Origin of the sequence: Paraglaciecola aquimarina (assembly GCF_032464635.1) — a bacterium.
Lineage (GTDB): Bacteria > Pseudomonadota > Gammaproteobacteria > Enterobacterales > Alteromonadaceae > Paraglaciecola > Paraglaciecola aquimarina.
In genome coordinates, this window is record NZ_JAWDIO010000002.1 from 920906 (window position 1) to 943924 (window position 23019).

The 23019-nt window shown below is 42.0% G+C and carries 14 protein-coding genes, 2 tRNA genes, 1 rRNA gene and 2 pseudogenes; 10 read left to right on the top strand and 9 right to left on the bottom strand.

The window, feature by feature from the left end; genetic code table 11:
• The first annotated feature begins 9 nt into the window (after positions 1-9).
• The 3 genes from RS130_RS05220 to RS130_RS05230 all read left to right on the top strand — a co-directional run bounded on the left by RS130_RS05220 (position 10) and on the right by RS130_RS05230 (position 4494).
• On the top strand, positions 10-1551 hold the full coding sequence (locus RS130_RS05220; RefSeq protein WP_316025088.1) for a sulfatase family protein: 1542 nt from the start codon (positions 10-12) through the stop codon (positions 1549-1551).
• Between the two features lie 448 nt (positions 1552-1999).
• The gene (locus RS130_RS05225) at positions 2000-2986 is read left to right on the top strand and encodes a hypothetical protein (RefSeq protein WP_316025089.1); all 987 of its coding nucleotides are present in this window, start codon (positions 2000-2002) and stop codon (positions 2984-2986) included.
• Positions 2956-4494 (top strand): glycoside hydrolase family protein, encoded by a 1539-nt coding sequence (locus RS130_RS05230; RefSeq protein WP_316025090.1) that lies wholly within the window; start codon positions 2956-2958, stop codon positions 4492-4494. The genes RS130_RS05225 and RS130_RS05230 overlap by 31 nt, the downstream gene beginning before the upstream one ends.
• A 447-nt stretch (positions 4495-4941) precedes the next feature.
• On the opposite strand, the pseudogene RS130_RS05235 reads toward RS130_RS05230, so the two are convergent.
• Positions 4942-5923 (bottom strand): annotated as a pseudogene (locus RS130_RS05235) (transposase).
• A 185-nt stretch (positions 5924-6108) separates the two neighbouring features.
• On the opposite strand from RS130_RS05235, the gene RS130_RS05240 reads away from it, so the two are divergent.
• The 4 genes from RS130_RS05240 to RS130_RS05255 all read left to right on the top strand — a co-directional run bounded on the left by RS130_RS05240 (position 6109) and on the right by RS130_RS05255 (position 9927).
• Positions 6109-6285, top strand: coding sequence for a DUF2986 domain-containing protein (locus RS130_RS05240; protein ID WP_316025091.1), 177 nt, complete (start codon positions 6109-6111; stop codon positions 6283-6285).
• Between the two features lie 238 nt (positions 6286-6523).
• Entirely contained in the window at positions 6524-8236 is a 1713-nt protein-coding gene (locus RS130_RS05245) for a TonB-dependent receptor (RefSeq protein WP_316025092.1), read from the top strand.
• Positions 8208-8552 carry a hypothetical protein gene (locus tag RS130_RS05250; protein WP_346433319.1) on the top strand — a complete coding sequence of 115 codons (345 nt, stop codon included), beginning with the start codon at positions 8208-8210 and terminating at the stop codon, positions 8550-8552. Before RS130_RS05245 ends, RS130_RS05250 begins: the two co-directional genes overlap by 29 nt.
• A gap of 670 nt (positions 8553-9222) precedes the next feature.
• A complete protein-coding gene (locus RS130_RS05255) occupies positions 9223-9927 on the top strand; it encodes a FadR/GntR family transcriptional regulator (protein ID WP_316025093.1) in 705 nt (234 codons plus the stop codon).
• Positions 9928-9965: 38 nt separating this feature from the next.
• On the opposite strand, the gene RS130_RS05260 is transcribed toward RS130_RS05255, so the two are convergent.
• From RS130_RS05260 to RS130_RS05295, 8 genes and pseudogenes are all read right to left on the bottom strand, one after another.
• A complete protein-coding gene (locus RS130_RS05260; protein ID WP_316025094.1) occupies positions 9966-12032 on the bottom strand; it encodes an ATP-dependent helicase in 2067 nt (688 codons plus the stop codon).
• Positions 12033-12206: 174 nt separating this feature from the next.
• Entirely contained in the window at positions 12207-13646 is a 1440-nt protein-coding gene (locus tag RS130_RS05265) for a DUF1501 domain-containing protein (RefSeq protein ID WP_316025095.1), read from the bottom strand.
• Positions 13647-13660: 14 nt separating this feature from the next.
• Positions 13661-16471, bottom strand: coding sequence for a DUF1553 domain-containing protein (locus tag RS130_RS05270; RefSeq protein WP_316027975.1), 2811 nt, complete (start codon positions 16469-16471; stop codon positions 13661-13663).
• Positions 16399-16911: a c-type cytochrome domain-containing protein gene (locus RS130_RS05275; protein ID WP_316025096.1), complete on the bottom strand. Its 513-nt coding sequence runs from the start codon at positions 16909-16911 to the stop codon at positions 16399-16401. The genes RS130_RS05270 and RS130_RS05275 overlap by 73 nt, the downstream gene beginning before the upstream one ends.
• 1 nt (position 16912) lies before the next feature.
• Positions 16913-18115: an NHL repeat-containing protein gene (locus RS130_RS05280; protein WP_316025097.1), complete on the bottom strand. Its 1203-nt coding sequence runs from the start codon at positions 18113-18115 to the stop codon at positions 16913-16915.
• Positions 18116-18127: 12 nt separating this feature from the next.
• Positions 18128-18880 carry a leucine-rich repeat domain-containing protein gene (locus RS130_RS05285; protein WP_316025098.1) on the bottom strand — a complete coding sequence of 251 codons (753 nt, stop codon included), beginning with the start codon at positions 18878-18880 and terminating at the stop codon, positions 18128-18130.
• A gap of 2 nt (positions 18881-18882) precedes the next feature.
• A complete protein-coding gene (locus tag RS130_RS05290) occupies positions 18883-19557 on the bottom strand; it encodes a DUF2231 domain-containing protein (protein WP_316025099.1) in 675 nt (224 codons plus the stop codon).
• A gap of 141 nt (positions 19558-19698) precedes the next feature.
• Positions 19699-20233 (bottom strand): annotated as a pseudogene (locus tag RS130_RS05295) (gamma carbonic anhydrase family protein).
• Positions 20234-20743: 510 nt separating this feature from the next.
• Here RS130_RS05295 and RS130_RS05300 point away from each other — a divergent pair.
• From RS130_RS05300 to RS130_RS05310, 3 genes are all read left to right on the top strand, one after another.
• Positions 20744-22276, top strand: a 16S ribosomal RNA gene (locus RS130_RS05300).
• A gap of 246 nt (positions 22277-22522) precedes the next feature.
• A tRNA-Ile gene (locus tag RS130_RS05305) sits at positions 22523-22599 on the top strand.
• A gap of 136 nt (positions 22600-22735) precedes the next feature.
• A tRNA-Ala gene (locus tag RS130_RS05310) sits at positions 22736-22811 on the top strand.
• The last annotated feature ends 208 nt before the right edge of the window (positions 22812-23019 follow it).

Sequence of the window (23019 nt, forward strand, 5' to 3'; positions counted from 1 at the left end):
AGAGGTGGGGTGAAATTACAAAACGTTTTGTTAGTGTTTTTGGCTGTATTCTATACTGGGCAAATAGTGGCTAAAGAATCACGGCCAAATATTTTATTTGTGATCAGTGACGATCAAAGTGCTATGCATACATCGTTTGCTGGTGCGTCACAATTAAACACGCCAGGATTTGATAGGCTCGCCAGACAAGGGGCTTATTTTACTCATTCATTCACTGGTGTCGCTTCATGTGCCCCTTCGCGAGCAAGCATTTTAACGGGCAAGTCTTTTTGGCGAAATGGTGAAGCCGGTTTATTGTTTGGCCGTCTTAAAAAAGAGCGCCTAGTGTTTACTCGCTTACTATCAGATGCCGGATACGCAGTAGGCTTAAGTGGCAAATCTTACCTACCATCAAATCAGAATTTTCCATCAACTTACCCCATAGTGGCTGACAAAGAAGGTATTTTTGATCAAGAGTTCAAAAGTCCAGAAAAAACGCCTTTTGGCATCAATTCAGAAAACTATGCTTCGTCGTTTATTAAGTTCATGCAAAACAAACCTAAAGACCAACCGTTTTTCTTTTGGTTGGGTACCAAAGAACCCCATCGTATATACAAAAAAGGTATTGGCAAAGAAAACGGTATTGACCCTAAAAAAGTGACCGTGCCATCATTTTTACCTGATAACCAAGTGGTTAGAAACGATATTGCCGATTACTTCTTTGAGGTGCAGTGGGCTGACAGTCATTTGCAAAGAGCGTTAAATTATTTGCAACAAATTGGTCAACTTAACAATACGCTGGTGGTGTATACCTCAGACAATGGCATGCCATTTCCAAGAGCAAAAGCCACTAGTTACAACTATGGTGTGCAAATGCCATTAGCCATGATGTGGGGTAACAAAATAAAAGCGGGTAGGGTAATAGAAGACTTTGTTAATCACGTAGACTTTGCCCCGACCTTTTTAGATGTTGCTGGGGTAGATATTCCAACTGGATTATCTGGTAAAAGTTTATTACCTATTTTGTTGTCAGATAAATCAGGTTTAGTGGACGCAAAGCGCACATTTTCTTTGACGGGATTCGAGCGGCATGTGTGGGCTCGTCCTGAGGGGGAGGTATATGGACGACGTGTGATCCATACTAAAGAATGGGTGTATATTCACAACTTTAACCCTGATCGCTGGCCTATGGGGAATCCAAATTTTATCGCTAGTCATCAAGGGGTTTTTGGTGATGTTGATGCAGGTCCTACAAAAAGTTTCTTGCTAGCGAATAAAGACCAAGTAGAGGTAAAGCCTTTTTATGAATTGGCTTTTGCTAAACTCCCACAGCAAGAATTGTATTACTTACCAACCGACCCAGAACAAATGCATAATGTGGCATTTAAGCCAGAAAATCAGCAGATTTTAAATAAGTTAAAAGCACAGTTGATGCGAACCCTATTGGCAGATGAAGATCCTAGAATGCAGGGGAGCGTACCATGGAAAAATTACCCCTTTTATGCCGATAAAGACAAGTATTTGCAAGGAGAATACTTGCTAGAATACCGAGAGACTCAAACTAAAAAATAGAATGGTATACATCTACCCCCTCTCTAACAAGACACCCATAATTAACTCTATGTGTACTTGGAATGAAAATTTTGGACAGAGGTACCAATACTACATTTATTGCTAAAGAATTGACTGTATTGGTATAAATAAGAATTGGCGCAATAATACAGGGCGTTAGCGATATATTCATTGGCAGAATGAACCCAATACGTTGCAATAACGTAAATCATTGTTCGTAGTTATCTATGGCGCCATTCTAATTAATGTTTTGTTTGTTTCATTCATGCAAGCAAGGGGATGTACAAACTATGGAAATAATGTAAATGTGATTAAGTTCATAAATTGAATATAACGTTAATGTTGAATAGTTATGAGTAAGTCAGTATCTATCATGCACAATATGTTTTCTTTATTACCATAAGGTTTTGTTTGCCTTAATTAAATTAATCAGGAAGTTTTATTAAAAATGCGTTACTTACAAGTTGTTAAAAGCATTGCATTCTTGAGCATGTTTTTCTGCTTAATCTTTAACAGCACAACAGTATTTGCTCAAATCGTGTTAATGGGCGATAACGCTCCTTATGAGAATGTGAATGACGGTAACTTTTCTACAGATTGGGCAACATGGCGTAAAGGTTTAAAACCACCTTTTTGGCAAACAAAGGCTGTGCAAGGGGCGCATGAAACGCCAATGGCGCTTCACTTGGGTAGCCTATTTTCAATGCACGATGTAGGGGTCGCCACATCTAAAATATTGGATACTCATCCTCGCTATCAAACCCCTAAAACAGGGGATGTGATCAATTGGGGATTTGGTGCCGACCTTGAATACATTAGTGATGGACGAATTAGTTTAAGTTTAGTGTTTGGTGAACATGAACGCATACTGGCCAATAAGGTAAAGTTAAAAGGTTCAGATAAAATTATTGAGCATTTTAGTGGCCAATACGTTATCTCAAAAGAAGACGCTGATGCCGGATTGCCTTATGTAAAAGCAACATTTTATTCGAGTGAAGGCATAAAGGTTTACCTTCATTATGTCAATATCAGTGTGGTTGATGATAACAAGAAAGTGACTAATCTGCGTGCTGTGGCTAAGGCTACCAGTGTTGAATTAAGTTGGCTAGACAACAGTAAAAATAGCGCCACTGAGTATGTGATTTATCGCGGTCGAAAAAATGTTAAGGCGAATATTTATACCAAAGTACTGACAAATTATACGAAACTGGGTACGACCGAAAAAACTAATTTTGTCGATCATGATTTTATAACAGGTGTTGAGTATACTTACCTTGTGGTCAGGCGTGAGGCATTAGCAACATCGATTTCGGAAAAAGTAAAAATTAACGTTAGTGATGTTATTCCCCCCTCGCCACCAACACAATTAAAAGCCGAAGCGTTAGACGCTGAAATTTTATTAAGTTGGCAAAAAATAGTGAAAAAGATGTGGTGAGTTATTCCCTCTTTAGAGGTGATGGCCATGGAAAAAATCAACAAAAAATTGCAGATCAAATAAAACAAACTCACTTAACAGATTTTACGCCAACAAAGGGAACTGACAATACCTATTTTGTCTACGCGCATGACTACAGTGGCAACATTAGTCTAGCGTCTAAGCCAATAAAAGCACGCGTTAAAATGGTGAAAGGCGCATCGTTTAGTGATTTAATTCTCCCGATGCCAATTACTGATGCACTGCGTACTGATCTCTGGGGTGGTGATAATGTTTTACCGCGAGACCCTAACAATGGTATTGAACACCCAAACTGGTCATATTGGGGAGGAAGACCGGTTTTAGGTAAAGACGGGAAGTTTCATATGGTGGTAACTAGATGGCCAGCAAATGCGACAAAAGGCCATTGGGAGTGGCCAAATTCGACGGTCGCCTATACCGTTGCAAAACGTCCGACAGGACCTTACAAAGTAGTCAAGGAACTCGCTTACGATTACAAAAATGGGCTTGGGCACAATCCAGATATCATTTTGCTTAATGATGGGAGTTATTTATTGTATTCGTTAGTCAGTTGGCAACCCACTTTATTTCATGCACAAACGATGTCTGGCCCTTGGCAGTGTTTAGGTGTGATGCAGGTTGATAAAAATACTGACTTAGAAATACCCGCAAGGTTTTATCGTTTTGAGCGGAATTTATCGGGCGTTCATTTAGATAATGGTCAATTTCTCTTTGTCACCAAAGGTGGCGCAATGATGTTAAGTGAGAGCGGTGATCCGCTTGGTCCTTATAAAGTGCTAACGGCGCCTATTCAGCACAACCCGATCATTCCTGAAAAATATCGTGGTTCTAACTATGAAGACCCCGTTATTTGGAAAGATGAAGTTCAATACCACATGATCATTAATGCTTTTTTGGATTATCGCGCTATTTATTTACGTTCCCCTGACGGGATTAATTGGAAGTTCAATTCAGGTACGGCTTATACACCTAACGATACTATTTATGAAGATGGTACTAAGACGCATTGGTATAAATTAGAGCGTCCGCATGTAATAACTGATCAATATGGCCGAGCAACCCATTTATCAGTAGCGGTAGTCGATGTACCTAAACGTGATGATTTAGCAAGGGACAAACACAGTTCTAAAAACATTATTATGCCACTTACTGTGCCTAAACGTTTAACTTTATTGTCAGAGCAGTCTTATCAATATTCGCAAAAGAATATAAAAGTAGTGATTCAATCTGAGCCTGGCTTTAATGCACATGCAGATGTCAATATTGCCTCGTTACGGTTTGGTGCCGCTGAAGAGGTTGATTATGGTCAAGGCGCTAGCGTTGTGAAATTTGAAAAGCAAGGAAAGAACTTAGTGGTGGAATTTGCTAAAGAAGGCCTTGGTTTAACTGAGCAACATTTTGCCGGAAAGTTATTAGGTAAAACTACGTCAGATGAACTGTTAATTGGTTTCACTCGCTTACCCAATTTTGATTTTCATCCTCGTTAAAGGTTATTGATTACTTTAATTTATCGCGCTCTTTGAGCCTGTAACAGATTCTTTGTAACTGCCATTAGTTTATGTGTTTTTCGAGGTGATCCCCGAACTCAATATTCTCTAATAAGACACCCATAGTATTCTCTAATAAGACACCCATATCAGTAATGGGTGTTAAACCATTTCAGCTCCCGCTTTTCCAATCCATTCGGTTTAAATTATGCTCCAGACAACACAATTGACGATGTTAGCGCATTCTCTAATAAGACACCCATAGTAGCAACGGGTGTTAAACCATCTCAGCTCCTGCTTTTCTAATCCATTCGGTTTAAATTATGCTCAAGACAACTAAATTGACGATGTTTGCGGGTATGATGACGTGATTTTGTGGGGTGTGGTGAATGCTAGGCGTGCTAATTCTCAACAGTCATGTTGATGCTTGCAAAGTTAGAAAAAGGGCTAAGCGTGTTTGAGTAGGGTTTTGGCTTTACCTATGCCTCGTATTTTTTGATGTTGGGTGTGTAGGCTGAAGTTTCGCATTAAATGTTCACTGCCTACAGCGTAACAAAAGTGCTTTTCGAATTCTGTGGTTAAGGTCAGCCATTGTTCGTCGTTTAGGCCTAGCCTTTGTAGAATGGGCTGTTGCTGTGTATCGATTAATCCTGACTTATCATCTCTGATAACACGACCTGTGGTGTCGATGAGGTCGCAGTAATCTTTTAGTGAAAAAGCGATGCCTCTCGGCATGTTTTGCCTTGGGGTTGCCAACAAATGGCATTAAACCTTTGGGTTGCTGGTGGTGTCTCAAAGCTTGTATCCGAGTTTGAATACTGGTGTGGTCAGAGTCCTCAGGTGTGTTGGCCATATTGGCGCGAATGGGGTTTAAGTCCACGTAAGCCATGCAGGCCAGTAGGGCTGATTTATCGAGTAGTGCTTGAGACTTAAACCGTCCTTCCCAGAATCTGCCAGTGCAGGCATCTTCTTTGTTGGCTTCTCGGGCTATGTACTCATTGAGATTACGCATCAACCAACTGATGTCATACAAACGCATCCGGTAAATTTCAACGGTTTCTAGAAGGGTATGCCGCTCACTCTTGCTCAACGTGTCATCTCGCATAAACCGCTGCGACAACAAGGTGCCTTTATGCAGTTGATGCCAGCGAACGAGCACTTGTTTCACCGTCCAGCGCTCAGCCAAAGGTTTGTTCACGCACAGCACCACATGAGTGTGATTGCTCATCACCGCATAGGCGCAAATGTCGATAGCAAAGATGCGGCTTAAATGAAGCAAGCGTGTTTCAACCCAAGTCCGCCTATGTTCATAGCTCTGGCCTGTCAACGTATCTTCACCACACAAAAATGAACGGCGAACACAGCGTGAAACACAATGATAATAAGGGGTGTCGACTAAACTGATTTGGCTTTTACGAGACTGAGGCATCATGGCCATCCTTGGTTGAATCACTACCATTAGTCTAGTTCAAATTGCGGATTCGTCGAATTTAATTATGGGTGTCTTGATTGGGGGGATTAGCTTGTAGGTTAAATAGTTAGAACGGTTTAATCGTGTTAGATGATAGTATTGTTAAATTGGGTGATTTAGAAAGCTTATTTGAGGAGATAACTATGAATCGTCGTAAAAAAGGCAATCAAATACTTAAAGCTCGTGCTAAAAAGGCTAGTGCTAAGTTGGCTTCAGGCAAGAAACCTAAGTATGTGAGCAAAGCAGAACGAGAAAAGCTAGCCATGGAAAAAGAGCAAGTGGAATGCGAAGTCATGGTTCAAATCAAACCTGTTGAATGAAAGCGCTAGCTAGTTTGGTAGGTAGCAAGTTTATTGGTGTCAATTAAAAAGGAGTAGATGTTAAAGCATGCCCAACTGACAGCTTGAGAGGATGGTTGCACTTTGCATTTTTTACTAAAAGTTGTGTTCTACTGTAGAATAGTGGGCGTTGCCATTTTAGCCGCCCACGCTTTATTATATCATTCACTGCTTGAACGGAATTCCCCCTCATTTTTTAATTGCAGAGTAGTCTACATCCATGAAATCCCTTTTTTCTATCCCCCTAATTTTAATGAGCGCAAATGTAATAGCAGATGGTTCTGGCTTTGAACATTTTGTTGTATATGGTAAGCAAGCCGATTTAATTGGAGATTCATTATCTGCATCAGAGGGGGTGATTGGATATGGCGATATTCAGCAACGACCTATGTTACGAGCAGGGGAAGTCTTAGAGTTTATTCCTGGAATGGTAGTAACTCAGCATAGTGGTTCGGGTAAAGCCAACCAATACTTTTTAAGAGGTTTTAATTTAGACCACGGCACTGACTTCAGTACTTCTTTAGATGGTATGCCAGTCAATATGCGAACTCATGGCCATGGTCAAGGCTATACAGATCTAAATTTTATTATTCCCGAGTTAGTTGAGCGTATTGATTATCAGAAAGGTCCATATCAAGGAACGCAGGGTGACTTTTCTATCGCAGGCTCTGCCGATTTTTCTTTGATGTCGATTATACAAAATCCATTAGCCAAGCTTGAATTGGGTGAAAATGGGTATGTACGAGGCGTGGTTAGTAATAACGTTGCTATCGATACAGGTAATCTTGCCTTTGGTGCTGAATGGCAACAATATGACGGTCCATGGTCAAGCGTTAATGAAGATGTCAATAAAAGCAATATATTTGCTCGGTATCAACAAGCATTGGCTGGTGGCATGTTGGAAATTTCCTTTTTAGGCTACGATAATAGCTGGAATTCGGCAGATCAAATTCCCGAACGAGCTGTAAATACGGGTGTCATTGATTCATTGGGTTCACTTGACACCAGTGTTGGAGGAGAGTCTAACCGTTATAGTTTGTCAGCAAATTGGCAACATGTTGATTGGCTTGTTTCTGCCTATGCAATTACCAGCAACTTAAACCTTTTTTCTAATTTCACCTATTTCTTAGACGACCCAATTAATGGCGATCAATTTGAGCAGGTAGATGACAGGAATATCTACGGCGGAAATATCACTAAGGTTTTTTCAGTTGATACTGACGATTCACACTTCCATCAAAAATTGGGTCTGGATCTGCAATATGACGATATTGCCGAGGTAGGGTTATTTAAAACTATCGAACGACAACGTATATCTAGCGTGCGTACCGATGCGGTTGATGAATGGTCAGCCAGCCTATTTTATACCCTTGATGCTTATCTAGCCGAAAAATGGATTGCCAATGCTGCTATTCGCCACAACTATCTGTCTGTCGAGGTAGATAGCGACTTAGCCGTTAATAGTGGCAATGCGAGTGATCAAATAACCAGTTTAAAAGCAGGCTTAAGTTATTTAATAGATGACCAGTGGCAAGCTTACGTTAATGCTGGTCAATCATTTCATTCAAACGATGCACGAGGGGTGGTAATAAGTGTTGACCCAAGCACATTAGAGCCCGCAGAGCCGGTTGACTTATTGGTACGTGGGCAAGGTGCAGAAATGGGGGTTCGTGTTTCATTGTATCGTAAATACAATATGTCCTTATCTTTATGGTGGTTAGAAAATGACTCGGAATTGGTTTTTGTAGGTGATGCAGGCAATACGGAAGCAAGCCGAGCATCGACCCGTAAAGGCATAGAGTTTGCCAGTAATTTTTGGATCACTCGCACACTCACAACAGATATTGAGCTTGCATGGACTCGTTCACGTTTTAGTGAGTCTGCAGTAGATGAAGGAGATTATATTGATGGTCTCCTTACCTTTTGTAGGTAGCTTTGGCATTAATTGGCAACTAAACGATACATTTAACTCAAACTTAAGAGTACGTCACTTTGGTAAACGGACTTTAGACAGCTTTAACGATGCTCAATCCAGTAGTTTTACTGTTGTAAATGCTAATGCTCAATATCAATTAAACGATTGGATATTTAATTTATCTGTATTGAATTTATTGGATAGTGACGACCACGATATTGATTATTTATACAGCAGCCGCTTATTAGGTGAAACAAGTGAAGGGGTTGAAGATACCCATTATCACCCAATTGAGCCGCGTACGGTTAGAGTGGGTGTCAGCTATCAATTCTAGAATGCATTGTAATACGAATTGATCTAAGTTGAAAAATCAGCTCAGCTTATTTTGTTGAGCATGATATCTGCGCCAAAAGATGGCAAGGTCTGTATTGAAAATAGCGTAAGGCGTCAGGTATGGTTAACATACTATTGTTTCACTCAGCTGCTTAATTTGACTGATTCTTTGGCCAATAGATTTATATCATTGCTCGTTATACTGACGATGATATGTTACAGCACACCGGAAAAATAGTGATTGATTTGCAAGCTGAAGCCTAGTTTGCAAATTCACCTCCAAACGCAAAAAGAGCGTAATCGATAGGCTCGGCTTATTCAGTATATGGACTCGGGGTAGTTAACCTCGCTATACCCATTCCATCCAAATCCCTATGCGCATGATGCTGGTCATGCCAAATGAGTGGGAATTGTGTTTCACTAGGCAAAACTATACAATTGGCCTGATAACCCCGTGAATGCAAATGAGTATTAAGAATTTTAATAGTATGAGTTTTTTGATAATCAAATGACTGAAACGACATTACAATTGTCTGCTCGAATAACTATCACTTGTGCTGCAATGCTTGCTTTTGGAGGGGGCTAATGAATTGGTCTCCAAGTTAATTTATAATCAAGCAGTTAAACCCGCTGAACAATAAACATGTCTCCACCTAAAGTTGAATTATTCTATGTCAAATACTGAACACCTTAGCCAACGTTTGTATCTACAAATTGCCGATAAATTAGCTGAGTTAGTAAAAAATGGCGAAGTGAAAGTAGGGGCTCGTTTTGCAGCAGAGCGTGATCTAGCTGCTGAGTTTGGCGTCAGTCGTTCAACTATTCGTGAGGCAATGATTGCTCTTGAAGTAAGTGGTTTAGTTGAAATACGCTCGGGTTCAGGTATTTATGCCTTAGATCCTTCACGCAAAATGAGTTCGACTATAGCGAATGAAGATATGCCAGATCCATTTGAGGTATTGGAAGCTAGAATGTTGTTAGAAGCTGAGTCGGCAAAAATGGCGGCTGAACGTATCAGCAATGATGAGTTACTGCAGCTTAAACAAATATTATTATCTATGTCTGTAGCCATTGAACAAGGGAACATAGAGGAAGCCGAAAGAATAGATCATGCATTTCATTTAGCCATAGTCACAGCAACACGTAATGGTGCCCTTGTGCCAATTTATGAATGGTTATGGCAAGTGCGAGAGTTGTCTGAGGTAAGCAAAAGGTTTCACCTTAAGTTAAGAGATAAAGGCTCTACACCCAAAATAGATGAGCATAAGGCTGTCTGTGATGCTCTTATGCAAAGAGATGGCGAAAAAGCAAAAGCAGCCATTGAAGCGCACTTATCAAACGTTATGAGTAGGTTGTCCGCCTGTACTTTGGTATAACACTCCACTAACCGACTTATCGACAGCGGCTAAAAAATCTAAGCATCCCAAATACCTAAAACCGTTTTCTTAATATCAGTAATGGCTAGTTTGGCTGACTCTTTTTCTTTTTGATTGAGCTCTTTTCTAGGGTAATGACATGTTTCAATAAGCTTAAGCAGCCCTTCGGTTAAAAACCTACTTTTGGCTCCGTATACATGCCGATCTCCATGTCGCTGCTGCTCTGGCACCCAATATTTCATTGGCTGCATTAGGTGTAGTTCATTTTTAGCGCGCGTAATGGCGACGTTAAGTAAACGTCTTTCTTCCTCTAGAGCTCGTTTGTTGCCTGCTGCGTATTCATTAGGGAAATTACCGTCGGCTACATTTAATATAAAAACATTATTCCACTCTTGCCCTTTGGCGCTGTGCACTGTGGATAAGATCAGAAAATCGTCATCGATTAAAGGTGGCCCTGCCAGATCTCCGGTGGATTGTGGTGGGTCTAACGTCAGTTCTGTTAAAAAGCGTTCTCGTGTTGGAAATTGCTGAGATATTTGTGCCATTTGTTCTATGTCGCCGCAACGAACAAAATGATCATCGTAGTTAATCTCTAGTAATTCCTTATAGATGTGAACGACTGAATTCACTTGTTCTGACCATGGAATGTTATTTGTATGAATGGCGTTCAGTACTTTGACCAATGCCTGAAACAACTCGCTAGCCAGTTGTGGTATAGGGCAATCACGTAGTTCATTAAATGAGCCGCTTTTTGTGTAAAGAAAATTAATCACTCTTTCAGCTATTTTAGGGCCAACACTGGGTAATAATTTTAAGACCCTAAAGGCTGAGATTTTATGTTTAGGATTATCGGCCCAGCGCAGTATTGACAGTAAATCTTTAACATGTGCCGCTTCTAAAAACTTAAGACCACCGTGTTTTACAAAGGGAATATTACGTCTGGTCAGTTCTAATTCGAGGCGGTCGCTATGATAACTGGACCTAAATAAAACCGCTTGTTTCTTTAATTCAATTCCTTGCTCTCGAGCGGCTAATACCATTTCGACAATATATTCTGCTTGTTTGGTATCATCTTCTACCGACACTAATTTTGGTTTAATTCCTGATTTTCTATCACTGAACAACTCTACTTTATAGCCTTCATCTCCTTCGCTTAGTAGAGCATTCGATAAGTCCAAAATAGCTTGGTGAGAGCGGTAATTTTGTTTGAGTGAAATTACTCTGGCGGGTGGGGTAAATTGCTGAGGGAAGTTTAATATGTTATCTACATCGGCGGCCCTGAAAGAATAAATAGATTGCGCATCGTCTCCGACTACCGTTAAGCCTTTGCCTGTCGGGAAAAATCCCATAAGAATACCGGCTTGTAATACATTGGTATCTTGGTATTCATCTACCAATATATAGTCAAATTGTTCACGCACTTGTTTTGCTATTTCGGGGACTTGGGCCATGTGATAGCAATACAAAAGCAAATCATCATAGTCTAGGCAAACTTGTTCCATTTTGGCTTTAGCGTATGCTGCAAATAAAAGGGTTAACTCTTTGTGCCATTGACGGCAGTAGGGAAAGTGGGCGTCTAAAACATCTTCAATGGGTTGTCTACTGTTCACGCAGCGAGAGTAAATATCTAAACAGGTTTTCTTTTTAGGGAAGCGTTTTACTGAGGATGTAAAATCCAACTCATGCCGTATGACATCAATCATATCAGCACTATCATTGCGATCCATGACAGTAAAGTCACTCTCAAGACCAATAGCGTTGGCGTGCTCTCTGAGTAAACGTGCTGCGATAGAATGGAAGGTGCCCATCCAAGATATTTTTATCGGTTGGGCAGTTGAAGGGGTAGCTCTTTCCTTAACACGTTGCTGTTCGACAATTCGGTTGGCCCTTGAGGATAGTTCACCTGCCGCGCGACGAGCAAAAGTCACTAACAAAATACGCTCTGGAGATTCGCCATTTAGAATTAATCTGGCAGTTTTGTGTGCAAGAGTGTTGGTTTTACCAGTGCCTGCTCCGGCAATAATAAGCAGGGGGGCTTGATTGAGTGAGGCATCAGAGCCAGAATATTCAATAGCATTTTGTTGTTCTTTATTTAACATCATCATATCAAGCATTACGTTATGAATTTCTGTGCTTAATATAATGGATTATTTTACAGCTGTATATACGTACAGTTTTTGGGTGGCGTTTAAATTTATTATCGTCTCTCTATTTGATTGCCCTTAGGCATACTGATCTGGATTAGTATGCCTAAGGTGATGTGGTATCCATACTGCCTATTAAGCCAAGATCCCTTTCACTACCTTACCGTGCACATCGGTTAGTCTGAAGCGACGACCTTGGTATTTAAAGGTGAGCTTTTCGTGATCTATGCCCATTAAGTGCAAAATGGTGGCGTGTAAGTCATGTACGTGTACTGGATCCTTCACTACGTTATAAGAAAACTCATCGGTTTCGCCATAGGTTAGACCGGCTTTTACGCCGCCACCTGCCATCCACATAGTGGAAGCATTTGGGTGGTGATCTCGACCATATTTTTTATCCGTAAACTTGCCCTGACAATAGCTGGTACGGCCAAATTCCCCGCCCCAAACGACTAAGGTGTCGTCTAGCATGCCACGTTGTTTTAAGTCAGCCACTAATGCAGCAGATGCTTGGTCGGTTTCGCGGCATTGGTTTCTGATCCCTCCGGGGAGCCCGCTGTGATGATCCCAACCTCGGTGGAATAATTGCGTGAACTTTACATTTCGCTCCGCTAAACGCCGGGCTAACAAACAGTTGGCAGCGTATGTGCCTGGTGTACGTGAGTCAGGTCCATACATGTCAAATACCCAATCTGGTTCATCAGAAAAGTCATTCACGTCTGGCACAGAAGTTTGCATTCGCTGTGCCATTTCGTACTGGGCAATGCGTGAGTGAATTTCGTCGTCCATGGTTTTAGCATGTTGAATACCGTGTAACTTGGCTAGGTAGCTCAACATTTCGCGGCGATCGTGTCTGTCTATGCCTTTTGGATTATTGACGAATAAGACTGGATCTTTACCGGCTCTAAATCTCACTCCTTGATGAATAGATGGTAAGAAACCATTACCCCATAAACGAGCAAATATGGGTTGCCCTTTGTTCTGGTTGGTTAATAACACAATGAATGGGGGAAGGTTGTCGTTGTTGCTACCTAAGCCATAACTCAACCAAGCACCTAAACTGGGGCGACCAGCAATCGGAAAGCCTGTCAGAATAAACGTCGCCGCAGGATCGTGGTTAATAGAATCGGTTTGGATTGATTTAATAAAGCACAAGTCATCGGCTATGTTAGCGGTGTGGGGTAATAGTTCACTGACCCAAGCGCCAGATTCACCATGCTGTTTAAAGTTGAAAATCGATTTAACTAAAGGCAGCGAGGTTTGCTGTGCGGTCATAGTGGTTAACTGGGTTTCACCGCGGACTTCACTTGGAATTTCTTGGCCGTGCATTTTTTCTAACATGGGTTTGTAATCAAACAACTCCATCTGTGAAGGCCCACCGCTTTGAAATAAATAGATCATGCGTTTGGCTTTGGCTGGCATATGAGGTTGCCCCATTACGCCATTTAACCTGTTGTCGGGCATGATGATTTTTTTGTTTTCGGCCAAACTAAAACCTGGAATGCCTGTTAGGCCTGCAGCTGTGCCTGCTAGCGAAGCGCCTTTTAAAAACTGTCTACGGTTAAAAGAGTTCATTTTTAGTCTCCTGGCTATCGTTTAATAACGGTGGCGTCATGATTGATAACTAAGTTGGCAACAGCACTTAATGCAGCCACTATGGTTTTGTCTAATGTCGGCAATGGATCTTTTTCGCCAATTTCCAGTATCGCGTCGGCGTCTTCTGGCATGGCTGAATACTTGTCTACAAATTGGGTGTACATTTCTTTTAAAACACCGAGTTCATCTTGATCAGGATATTGACTGGTGAGTAACCGATACAGCCTAGTTAAACGTTGTTCGCTGTCTGGTGTTTGAGTCATCACGCGCTCAGCGAGTACACGGCCAGCTTCAACAAATTGCGGATCGTTCATCATAGTCAGAGCTTGTAAAGGTGTGCTTGTGGCTTGACGCGCGCCCACAGTATAAGTACGCGTTGGGGTGTCAAAAGTATGCATGCTTGGTGGCGGCGCGTTGCGCTTCCAAACTGTGTATAAACTGCGGCGATATAAATCGTCACCTTTACTTTGTACGTAGGTAGCTCGATTCATTTTCCATAGCCCTTCTGGTTGATAAGGGTAAACACTTTTACCACCAACTTTGGTAACTAATAATCCACTGGCAGCGAGCACGTTGTCTCGTAGCATTTCTGCGGTTAAGCGATTCGAGGGGCCGCTGGCAAACAAGGTGTTTTCGGGATCTTGGGCTATTAATTCTGAGCTTGCTAGCGAACTTTGTTTGTAGGTAGCTGTCATGGCAATGGTCTTAATTAGATGTTTCACATCCCAGCCTGAATCAATGAATTCGCGGCTCAGCCAATCAAGAGCGTCGGGATGAGTGGGTAACTTACCTTGACTACCAAAGTCTTCTGGTGTGCGCACTATGCCATTGCCCATTAACATTGCCCAATAACGATTACTGACAACTCGGGCCATAAGTGGGTGCTTGGGATCCGTTAACCATTTTGCCAAACCGATACGATTTTTAGGTAATGATTGGTCAAAGGGGAACACTGCTTCAGGCACGCCAGGTTCAACTTCTTCACCATGCTCTGAATACAGTCCTCGCTCTAAGATATAGCTAGGACGCCGCTCACCTTTAAGCTCTTGCATGATCATCATTTCTTTGATGGGCTCAACTAAAGTACTTTGCTTAACTCTAACTTGAGTCAGTTCTGCTAATTGTTTTTGGTAGGCTTTATTGAACACCTTATTGTAATACTCACTCAGCGCATCTGAGTCTTCAACCTGAGCTAAACTAAGTGTCTCGCCGTGTTGTTGTTTGGCATTGGCTAACACTTCAATTTGGCTAAGTTCTTTTGACCACAATTTAATATCGTCAACTAAGGTGTTAGCCGCCCCTCTATCACGCCAGCGAGCGCCCACTTTTAAGCCGGCGACTAGGCCAAGATGGTCTTTCTTCTCTTGGCTGATTTCTTTATAAAGATTGTCACGTTCTACGGTCATGTCTACCGGTTTGCCATCGACATAAAGGGTGACGCCTTTGGCCTTAGATGAGCCGTCGTAAGTAAGTGCAACATGTTGCCACTGTTTTTTGGTTACCGGGTTTTTAGAGCGCAGCGCTATGGCATTATAGGGGTAGGTATGGGCTAAACGCACTAGCCAATAATTATCTTCAACACTGACATCAAAGCCTTTGTAGGCATATAAAGTAGAAGACTTATTGTTGTGAAAGATCACGCCGCTTTTAATTGATTCAGGCAGTTTGACGTTAACCGCCACAGTGAATGGGGTGGCTCGGCTAAACTTGTCTTCATGAGGGAAATACAAGGCGTCTTCACCATTTAGTAAAATGCCTTGATGTTGTTGGTCTGTTTTAGTGACAAACTCAGCACCGGTTTTCTCGTTTATATTAGAACTAAATAAAACCCGATCAGGTTTATCTTTGCGTACGGCGTTAGCTATGGTCTCATTACTATCATCAAGGGTAAGAGGGAAGTGCGCGATAAGGGACTTTTTAGCTAATAGATTGGCAGAAACCGTGTTCTTCCAGCTATTTAATCCCTCTTTAGGTGTATCTATACTTGCCGCCAGTTTAGCTTCGCTAGCAGTAACCCTATCATTGATACTTGCCACGTCGCTTTTTTGCGCTTTGGTAGGTAACAGCATAGTGGGGACGGGCATGTCTTTGGCATCCCAAGGTATCTGTCCTGAGTCATCATTATTATTAAACATGGCGAAGGTTTGGTAGTAATCCTTCGTTGGGATATCGTCATATTTATGATCATGACATTGAGCACAGTGCAAAGTTAAGCCCAACAAACCAGTGCCTAGTGATTGCACTCTGTCTTTGACGTATTCGACGCGAAACTCCTCTAGTACAATTCCGCCTTCGTTATTTTGGGTGTGCATACGATTAAATGCGGTGGCTAATTTTTGTTCTGCTGTGGCATTGGGCAAAAGATCTCCTGCTAACTGCCAAGTGACAAATTCATCAAAAGGCATGTTTTGGTTGAATTTCTCAATTACCCAATCACGGTATGGCGATACATCTCGAAAAGGGTCGGTGGCGTAGCCGTGAGTGTCGGCGTAACGAGCCACGTCTAACCATTCAGAAGCTAATCGCTCTCCATATGCTGAACTAGCAAGCAGCCTATCCACAACGGTTTCATAGGCGCTGTCACTGGTGTCGGCGATAAACGCATCTATTTCTTCCAAACTTGGTGGTAAGCCCGTTAAATCAAAAGTGACACGACGTATTAAGGTTTCTTTGTCGGCCTGTTCAGTAGGCGATAAATTTTTATCTTCTATTTTTTTCAGTATAAAGTTGTCTAATGGATTGACCGGCCAATTTGTTTGAGTAACAGCTGGTGGTAGTTTTTTTCTGGCGTAATAAAAGACCAGTGCTTTTTATATTCAGCCCCTTGTTTAATCCATTTACTAATTAAGGCTTTCTCTCGGTCTGACAAAGTTAAATTTGAGTTAGGTGGTGGCATTATCATATTTGGATCAGTTGAGGTGATCCTTTGCAGTGCTTCACTTTCTTCAGGCTTACCAGGGACTATCGCGTGACTGCCTGATTCAAGAACATGTTTAGTAGCACGTTCAAATGTGTTTAAGCTTAAGCCAGCTTTAGCATTGGTGGCATCTGGGCCATGACATAGAAAGCAGGTGTCAGATAAAATAGGTTTAATATGAAAATTGTAATCAACTACTTCGGGTAAATTGTATTTGGCGGTCTCAGCATCTGCCAGTGAATTATCCGTACAAGCCACTAAGCCAATAAATGGTAGAGTGCTGAGAGTAAGTTTAGTGATTTGGATACACTGTTTAGAAAACATCATATTAAACTCGCTCTAATTTAATGGGATAGGTTTGATTGGAATTCCATTGACCTACATATAAGTTTTCATCTTGGTCAACACAGACAGCATGACAGTGATTAAATACGTCCCAAGTGGTATGCATGCTTTGTAGTTTTCCTTTTTTATATACGGGTGCTGTCCCGCCCGGGTTTGATATAACTTTATTGTTTTTATCTAAGATAGTAATAAAGCCAGAATTGCTTTGACGCTTGCCATTGACCACAGACCAACACACCGGAATATAAGCATAATCACCTTTAAAAGTAGGGCCGCCTACAAATGCGCCAGGCGTGGAAATTGTGCTGCGGTATTTGCCATCCATTGCAAATAACTTAAGTTCATTGGCCGCTCTGGAACTCACGACTAAATGGGGATCCGCAGGGTTTCGCAAATCAATACCAATACCGTGGGTATTGCTTAAATTATAGTTAGGATCTTGATTGTTCTTGCCGCCCCAATGACGGATATATTGGCCATTATGGTTGTACTGAATTAAACGATCAGAACCATAGCCATCAGTTACATATAAATCACCATTCGCGGCAATGGCGATGTCGGTTGGACGAAATGGTTCATCGGCCTGATAAATGCCAATGGTTAATGGGTGACCAATGGTGTATATAAGTTTGCCATCTAGGGTTAACTTACTAATAAACCCTTGCTGCGGAATAAACTTGTTGGTGGGTGATTTCCAATTGCCGGTAGTCACACCATCCCAGTGTCGATTTAACACCCAGCCGCTATCTACTATATATATAAAGTCTTCACCATTTTCATGGTTAATCTTGACTGAGTGAGCGCCCGGGTGTTGTGTACCCCAGGCATCCAGTAACTTGCCATCCTTGTTGTAGATTACGAAGTTGTTTTTATCGTTATCAGTGACCATGATAATGCGACCTTTAGAATCAAAGGCTAATCCATGACAGTTTTCCACTGGTACTTGATGAGGATCGAGGTTGCCCCAAAAATAATTGACCTTGTATCTAAAATCTCCATGGCCGACTATTTTTCCATGAGCACTTTCTCTAGATGCTTTAGGCAAAGGCTTTGGGGGCGGCTTGTGAGCATTAGAACTGTTGCTGAAAGTAGCTAATAGCAAGGCAGAGCTTAACGCAGAACTATTCTTAATAAAGCTTCGTTTACTATTGTCGACCGAACTTTGGTTATCATTGTTCATTGTCATATCTGTACCTCGTTATGGCTTAGCTTGTTTAGCTTGATTTTTAAGAACCTTTTGGGTTGCAGCTTGGAAATCTTTCATTTTACTAGTCAGCCCAAATACCCTGATTTCGGGTCTGACTGCAGATATCTCTGTGATAGCTTCATTAGTTAGCGCAGTTTGACCTACATATAATTGCCTGAGTTGTTTAAAGCTAAGCAAAGCTTCCACTGCCGTATCGGTAATTTGAGTGCTATAAAGGTTTAAGTACTGAAGGTTAGGTAGAGCGGTAAGATCCTGTAAACCAGTATCATCAACTGGAGTCTTATCTAAGCGTAACCTGAGCAAGTGATGGAGTTGACCAATTCTAGTTAATTGCTGTGCAGAAATATTTGAATTAATAAGATTTAAGTAAGCTATATATTCTTTGCCGTCGAGTAGAGCTGAAATCGCTTCATCGGAAATGCTATGTAGGTTAGATGAGTAATCTACATCTAAATAATGTACGTTTTGAGCGATGGTTTTGACTAAGAAGCCTTGCTGCTGTAAATCCACAATGACTTTTGCTGGGATACTCGGATGTTTTGGCAATGGCCAAGCGTTGTCAGCTGCGACAAGACCTAATTGTTGCGCTACAGACTTTTTATCAGCTTTGTTTAATGTGTTAGCAACAACCTTACCTTGTGTAGGTGCTCCTAATTTTATCCACCATGCTAGTGTTTTTACTTGATTTTCGCTTAGCGGCTTTTTACCTTCGGCTGGCATAAACTCTTTGTGATGTTCGTCCAATGTTATTCGACGATATAGCTCGCTTTTTCTAGCTGGCTATTTCCCCAAGTGTTTGCGGTTTTTCCTCCTTTATTAATTCCCTCTATATTAGCTAGGTTAAGTTTACCTTTGGCTTTTGCGTCATTATGACAACTAATACAGTTTGCTTTAAATATTGGTCGAATGAGATCTAGGTATATATCAGCATCTTCAATTGCAGTGATAGGTGGGCGAGGCTCTTGGTGTGGTTCAAAGCCAACTAGTGTCCTGACAAAATTTGGGGCGTGCTCGACTAGATAGGTTTCACCATGAGTCATGTTGGCGCCATAGTGCCCAGTAGAGAATAACAAAAACAGTTGTAGGCAAGATAATAGAGTTGTGAGTATTTTGCTGGTTGTTTTTTTAAATTTAAAAAACAACCAGCAAATAATAGCGGTAGATGCTACTGATATACCAAATGCCATATGGATAAAGACAGCGTCTTCGCTATATCCACCACCAGTAGAAAGCATATAACCAAGAATACAGGCGGATATAGCAGCAATCGCTCCCCAAAACCAAATTAGGTTACATAACTTAGATCGCTCCTTATTAAATAAAGCGCAATGTATCTCCAATAAAGCAGCAAGCATTAATATGCCTATTGGTAAATGCAGCACTAGAACGTGAAAACGACCAAAAAACTGAATTATATCCACAATAAATCCAAACTATAACTGAGCTTAGTTTGTATACTAATATAAAATTCATATAAAAATAAGATTTATTGTTAACAATTTAACATTTAAATAATATATCCAACCGAATATTTACTTGTAGGCGTTATTTAGTGGTTACTATTATGACTCCTCTAAGTACTCATTTTTAGTTTCTACGTAATTAATGGCTGACTGTTTCAAAAACGCCAGCTCCCTTTCTTTAAGTGGGCGAGCTTGTTTAGCTGGGTTGCCTATATATAAGTAACCACTTTCGAGTCTCTTATTAGGAGGAACTAGAAGTACCCGCTCCTATAAATACATCGTTCTCTACTATTACACCATCTAGCAATATTGCCCCCATACCTACTAATATACGATCTCCTAGAGTGCATCCATGAAGCATGCATTTATGCCCCACCGTTACATCCTCACCTATTATTAGTGGGAATCCAGATTCACTGCCATCTGATGATCGAGTAACATGCAATACAGAACCATCTTGTATATTTGTCCTATCTCCGATTTTTATAAAGTTTACGTCACCCCTTGCAGCTACGAGTGGCCATATACTGACATCATCTCCGCAGGTTATATCTCCTACCAATACCGCCGAGTCGTCAACATAAGTGTTTTTACCAATACTAGGTAAAGTGTTTTTGTACCGTCTAATTGTCATAACAAGTTCCGCCCATCTATTTATATAACTGAATAATAGCAAAAATATGCTCCAAACCGCGTTAAATTGCTGCATATATCACCCGTTTGTTGGTTTAGTGACCATTCAAACAATTAATTGAAAAAAGGGGTTGCAGTGAGGGAAGTTATCTCTATAATGCGCATCTCGCTTCGGGGAGGCCACTTAAAACGGCTTACCGAGACAGGATTTACCTAGAGTAAATATTGTCATTGCGATGCTCTGAGAGTGTTGTGGTTAGCGGGATGCAGCGAGTTGTTTAGTTTGAAATTAAATTAAAAAACTTGTTGACATCGAATCGGAAGCGAGTATTATACGCCTCCCGCTTAAGAGGGTCTTCGGACAGCATCTAAAGCGACGCTTCTACGGAAGCAGCTACTGAGGTAGCGGTCATGTAAATGACACTGTTCTTTAACAATTAATAACAAGACAATCTGTGTGGACATTCACGAAGTGAGTGTCTACCAAAAAAATTCATATTTTCGATATATTTAATTGAAGAGTTTGATCATGGCTCAGATTGAACGCTGGCGGCAGGCCTAACACATGCAAGTCGAACGGAAACATGTCTAGCTTGCTAGATGATGTCGAGTGGCGGACGGGTGAGTAATACTTAGGAACATGCCTTTGTGTGGGGGATAACTATTGGAAACGATAGCTAATACCGCATAATGTCTTCGGACCAAAGGGGGCTTTTGCTCCCGCGCAAAGAGTGGCCTAAGCGAGATTAGCTAGTTGGTGTGGTAAAAGCGCACCAAGGCGACGATCTCTAGCTGTTCTGAGAGGAAGATCAGCCACACTGGAACTGAGACACGGTCCAGACTCCTACGGGAGGCAGCAGTGGGGAATATTGCACAATGGGGGGAACCCTGATGCAGCCATGCCGCGTGTGTGAAGAAGGCCTTCGGGTTGTAAAGCACTTTCAGTTGTGAGGAAAGGTTAGTAGTTAATACCTGCTAGCTGTGACGTTAGCAACAGAAGAAGCACCGGCTAACTCCGTGCCAGCAGCCGCGGTAATACGGAGGGTGCGAGCGTTAATCGGAATTACTGGGCGTAAAGCGCACGCAGGCGGTTTGTTAAGCTAGATGTGAAAGCCCCGGGCTCAACCTGGGAATAGCATTTAGAACTGGCAGGCTAGAGTCTTGGAGAGGGGAGTGGAATTACAGGTGTAGCGGTGAAATGCGTAGATATCTGGAGGAACATCAGTGGCGAAGGCGACTCCCTGGCCAAAGACTGACGCTCATGTGCGAAAGTGTGGGTAGCGAACAGGATTAGATACCCTGGTAGTCCACACCGTAAACGCTGTCTACTAGCTGTTTGTGAGTTTAACTCGTGAGTAGCGTAGCTAACGCGATAAGTAGACCGCCTGAGGAGTACGGCCGCAAGGTTAAAACTCAAATGAATTGACGGGGGCCCGCACAAGCGGTGGAGCATGTGGTTTAATTCGATGCAACGCGAAGAACCTTACCTACTCTTGACATACAGAGAACTTTTCAGAGATGAATGGGTGCCTTCGGGAACTCTGATACAGGTGCTGCATGGCTGTCGTCAGCTCGTGTCGTGAGATGTTGGGTTAAGTCCCGCAACGAGCGCAACCCTTGTCCTTAGTTGCCAGCCTTAAGTTGGGCACTCTAAGGAGACTGCCGGTGACAAACCGGAGGAAGGTGGGGACGACGTCAAGTCATCATGGCCCTTACGAGTAGGGCTACACACGTGCTACAATGGCGAGTACAGAGGGAAGCGAACTTGTGAGAGTAAGCGGATCCCTTAAAGCTCGTCGTAGTCCGGATTGGAGTCTGCAACTCGACTCCATGAAGTCGGAATCGCTAGTAATCGCAAATCAGAATGTTGCGGTGAATACGTTCCCGGGCCTTGTACACACCGCCCGTCACACCATGGGAGTGGGATGCAAAAGAAGTAGCTAGTCTAACCTTCGGGGGGACGGTTACCACTTTGTGTTTCATGACTGGGGTGAAGTCGTAACAAGGTAACCCTAGGGGAACCTGGGGTTGGATCACCTCCTTACTATTACGGCAGGCCTTGCTTTGCTGAGTGTTCACACAGATTGTTTTGTTGTTGATAAGAAAGAGCAAAAAGAAGTGCTTGGGTTATTCAAGCAAATTCTTAGCGCTGCAGTCATCGCGAGTTTATTGCGATGATTTTTGTTCTAGGCGAGCTGACTTTTGAGCGAGCGAGGGCGTGTACAAGTCGTACATAACCGAGTGAGCGAAAAACAAAGGCGACGCATAGGGCAAAAAGCAGAAGCAAGAAAGGCTTGTAGCTCAGCTGGTTAGAGCGCACCCCTGATAAGGGTGAGGTCGGCAGTTCAAGTCTGCCCAAGCCTACCAAATTCGCATTGATACTGCGTTGAAGTATTCGTCGTGTAGAAAAGCCACACGTCCTCTTACTTCGCCTTGTCTGAATGCGAATTGCATAACGAAGGTTGTGTTAACGGTAATAGATACACACTCTCAAGCTATTTGAGGGGCTATAGCTCAGCTGGGAGAGCGCCTGCCTTGCACGCAGGAGGTCAGCAGTTCGATCCTGCTTAGCTCCACCACTTTCTTTGGGAAGTGATTTGCTCAACAAGATTAAGTAGCCTTAATCAATACGCATAATAGTATGTTTATTGATTAGGGTTTTTAAACCTTAAATGTTCTTTAACAATATGGAAAGCTGATAAAAAAGTAATCGAAAACAAAAAGAGTACTCTTTAAGAGCTTACTCTATCTGATTTTTATGATTAGTACTTGTCACGCATACAACGA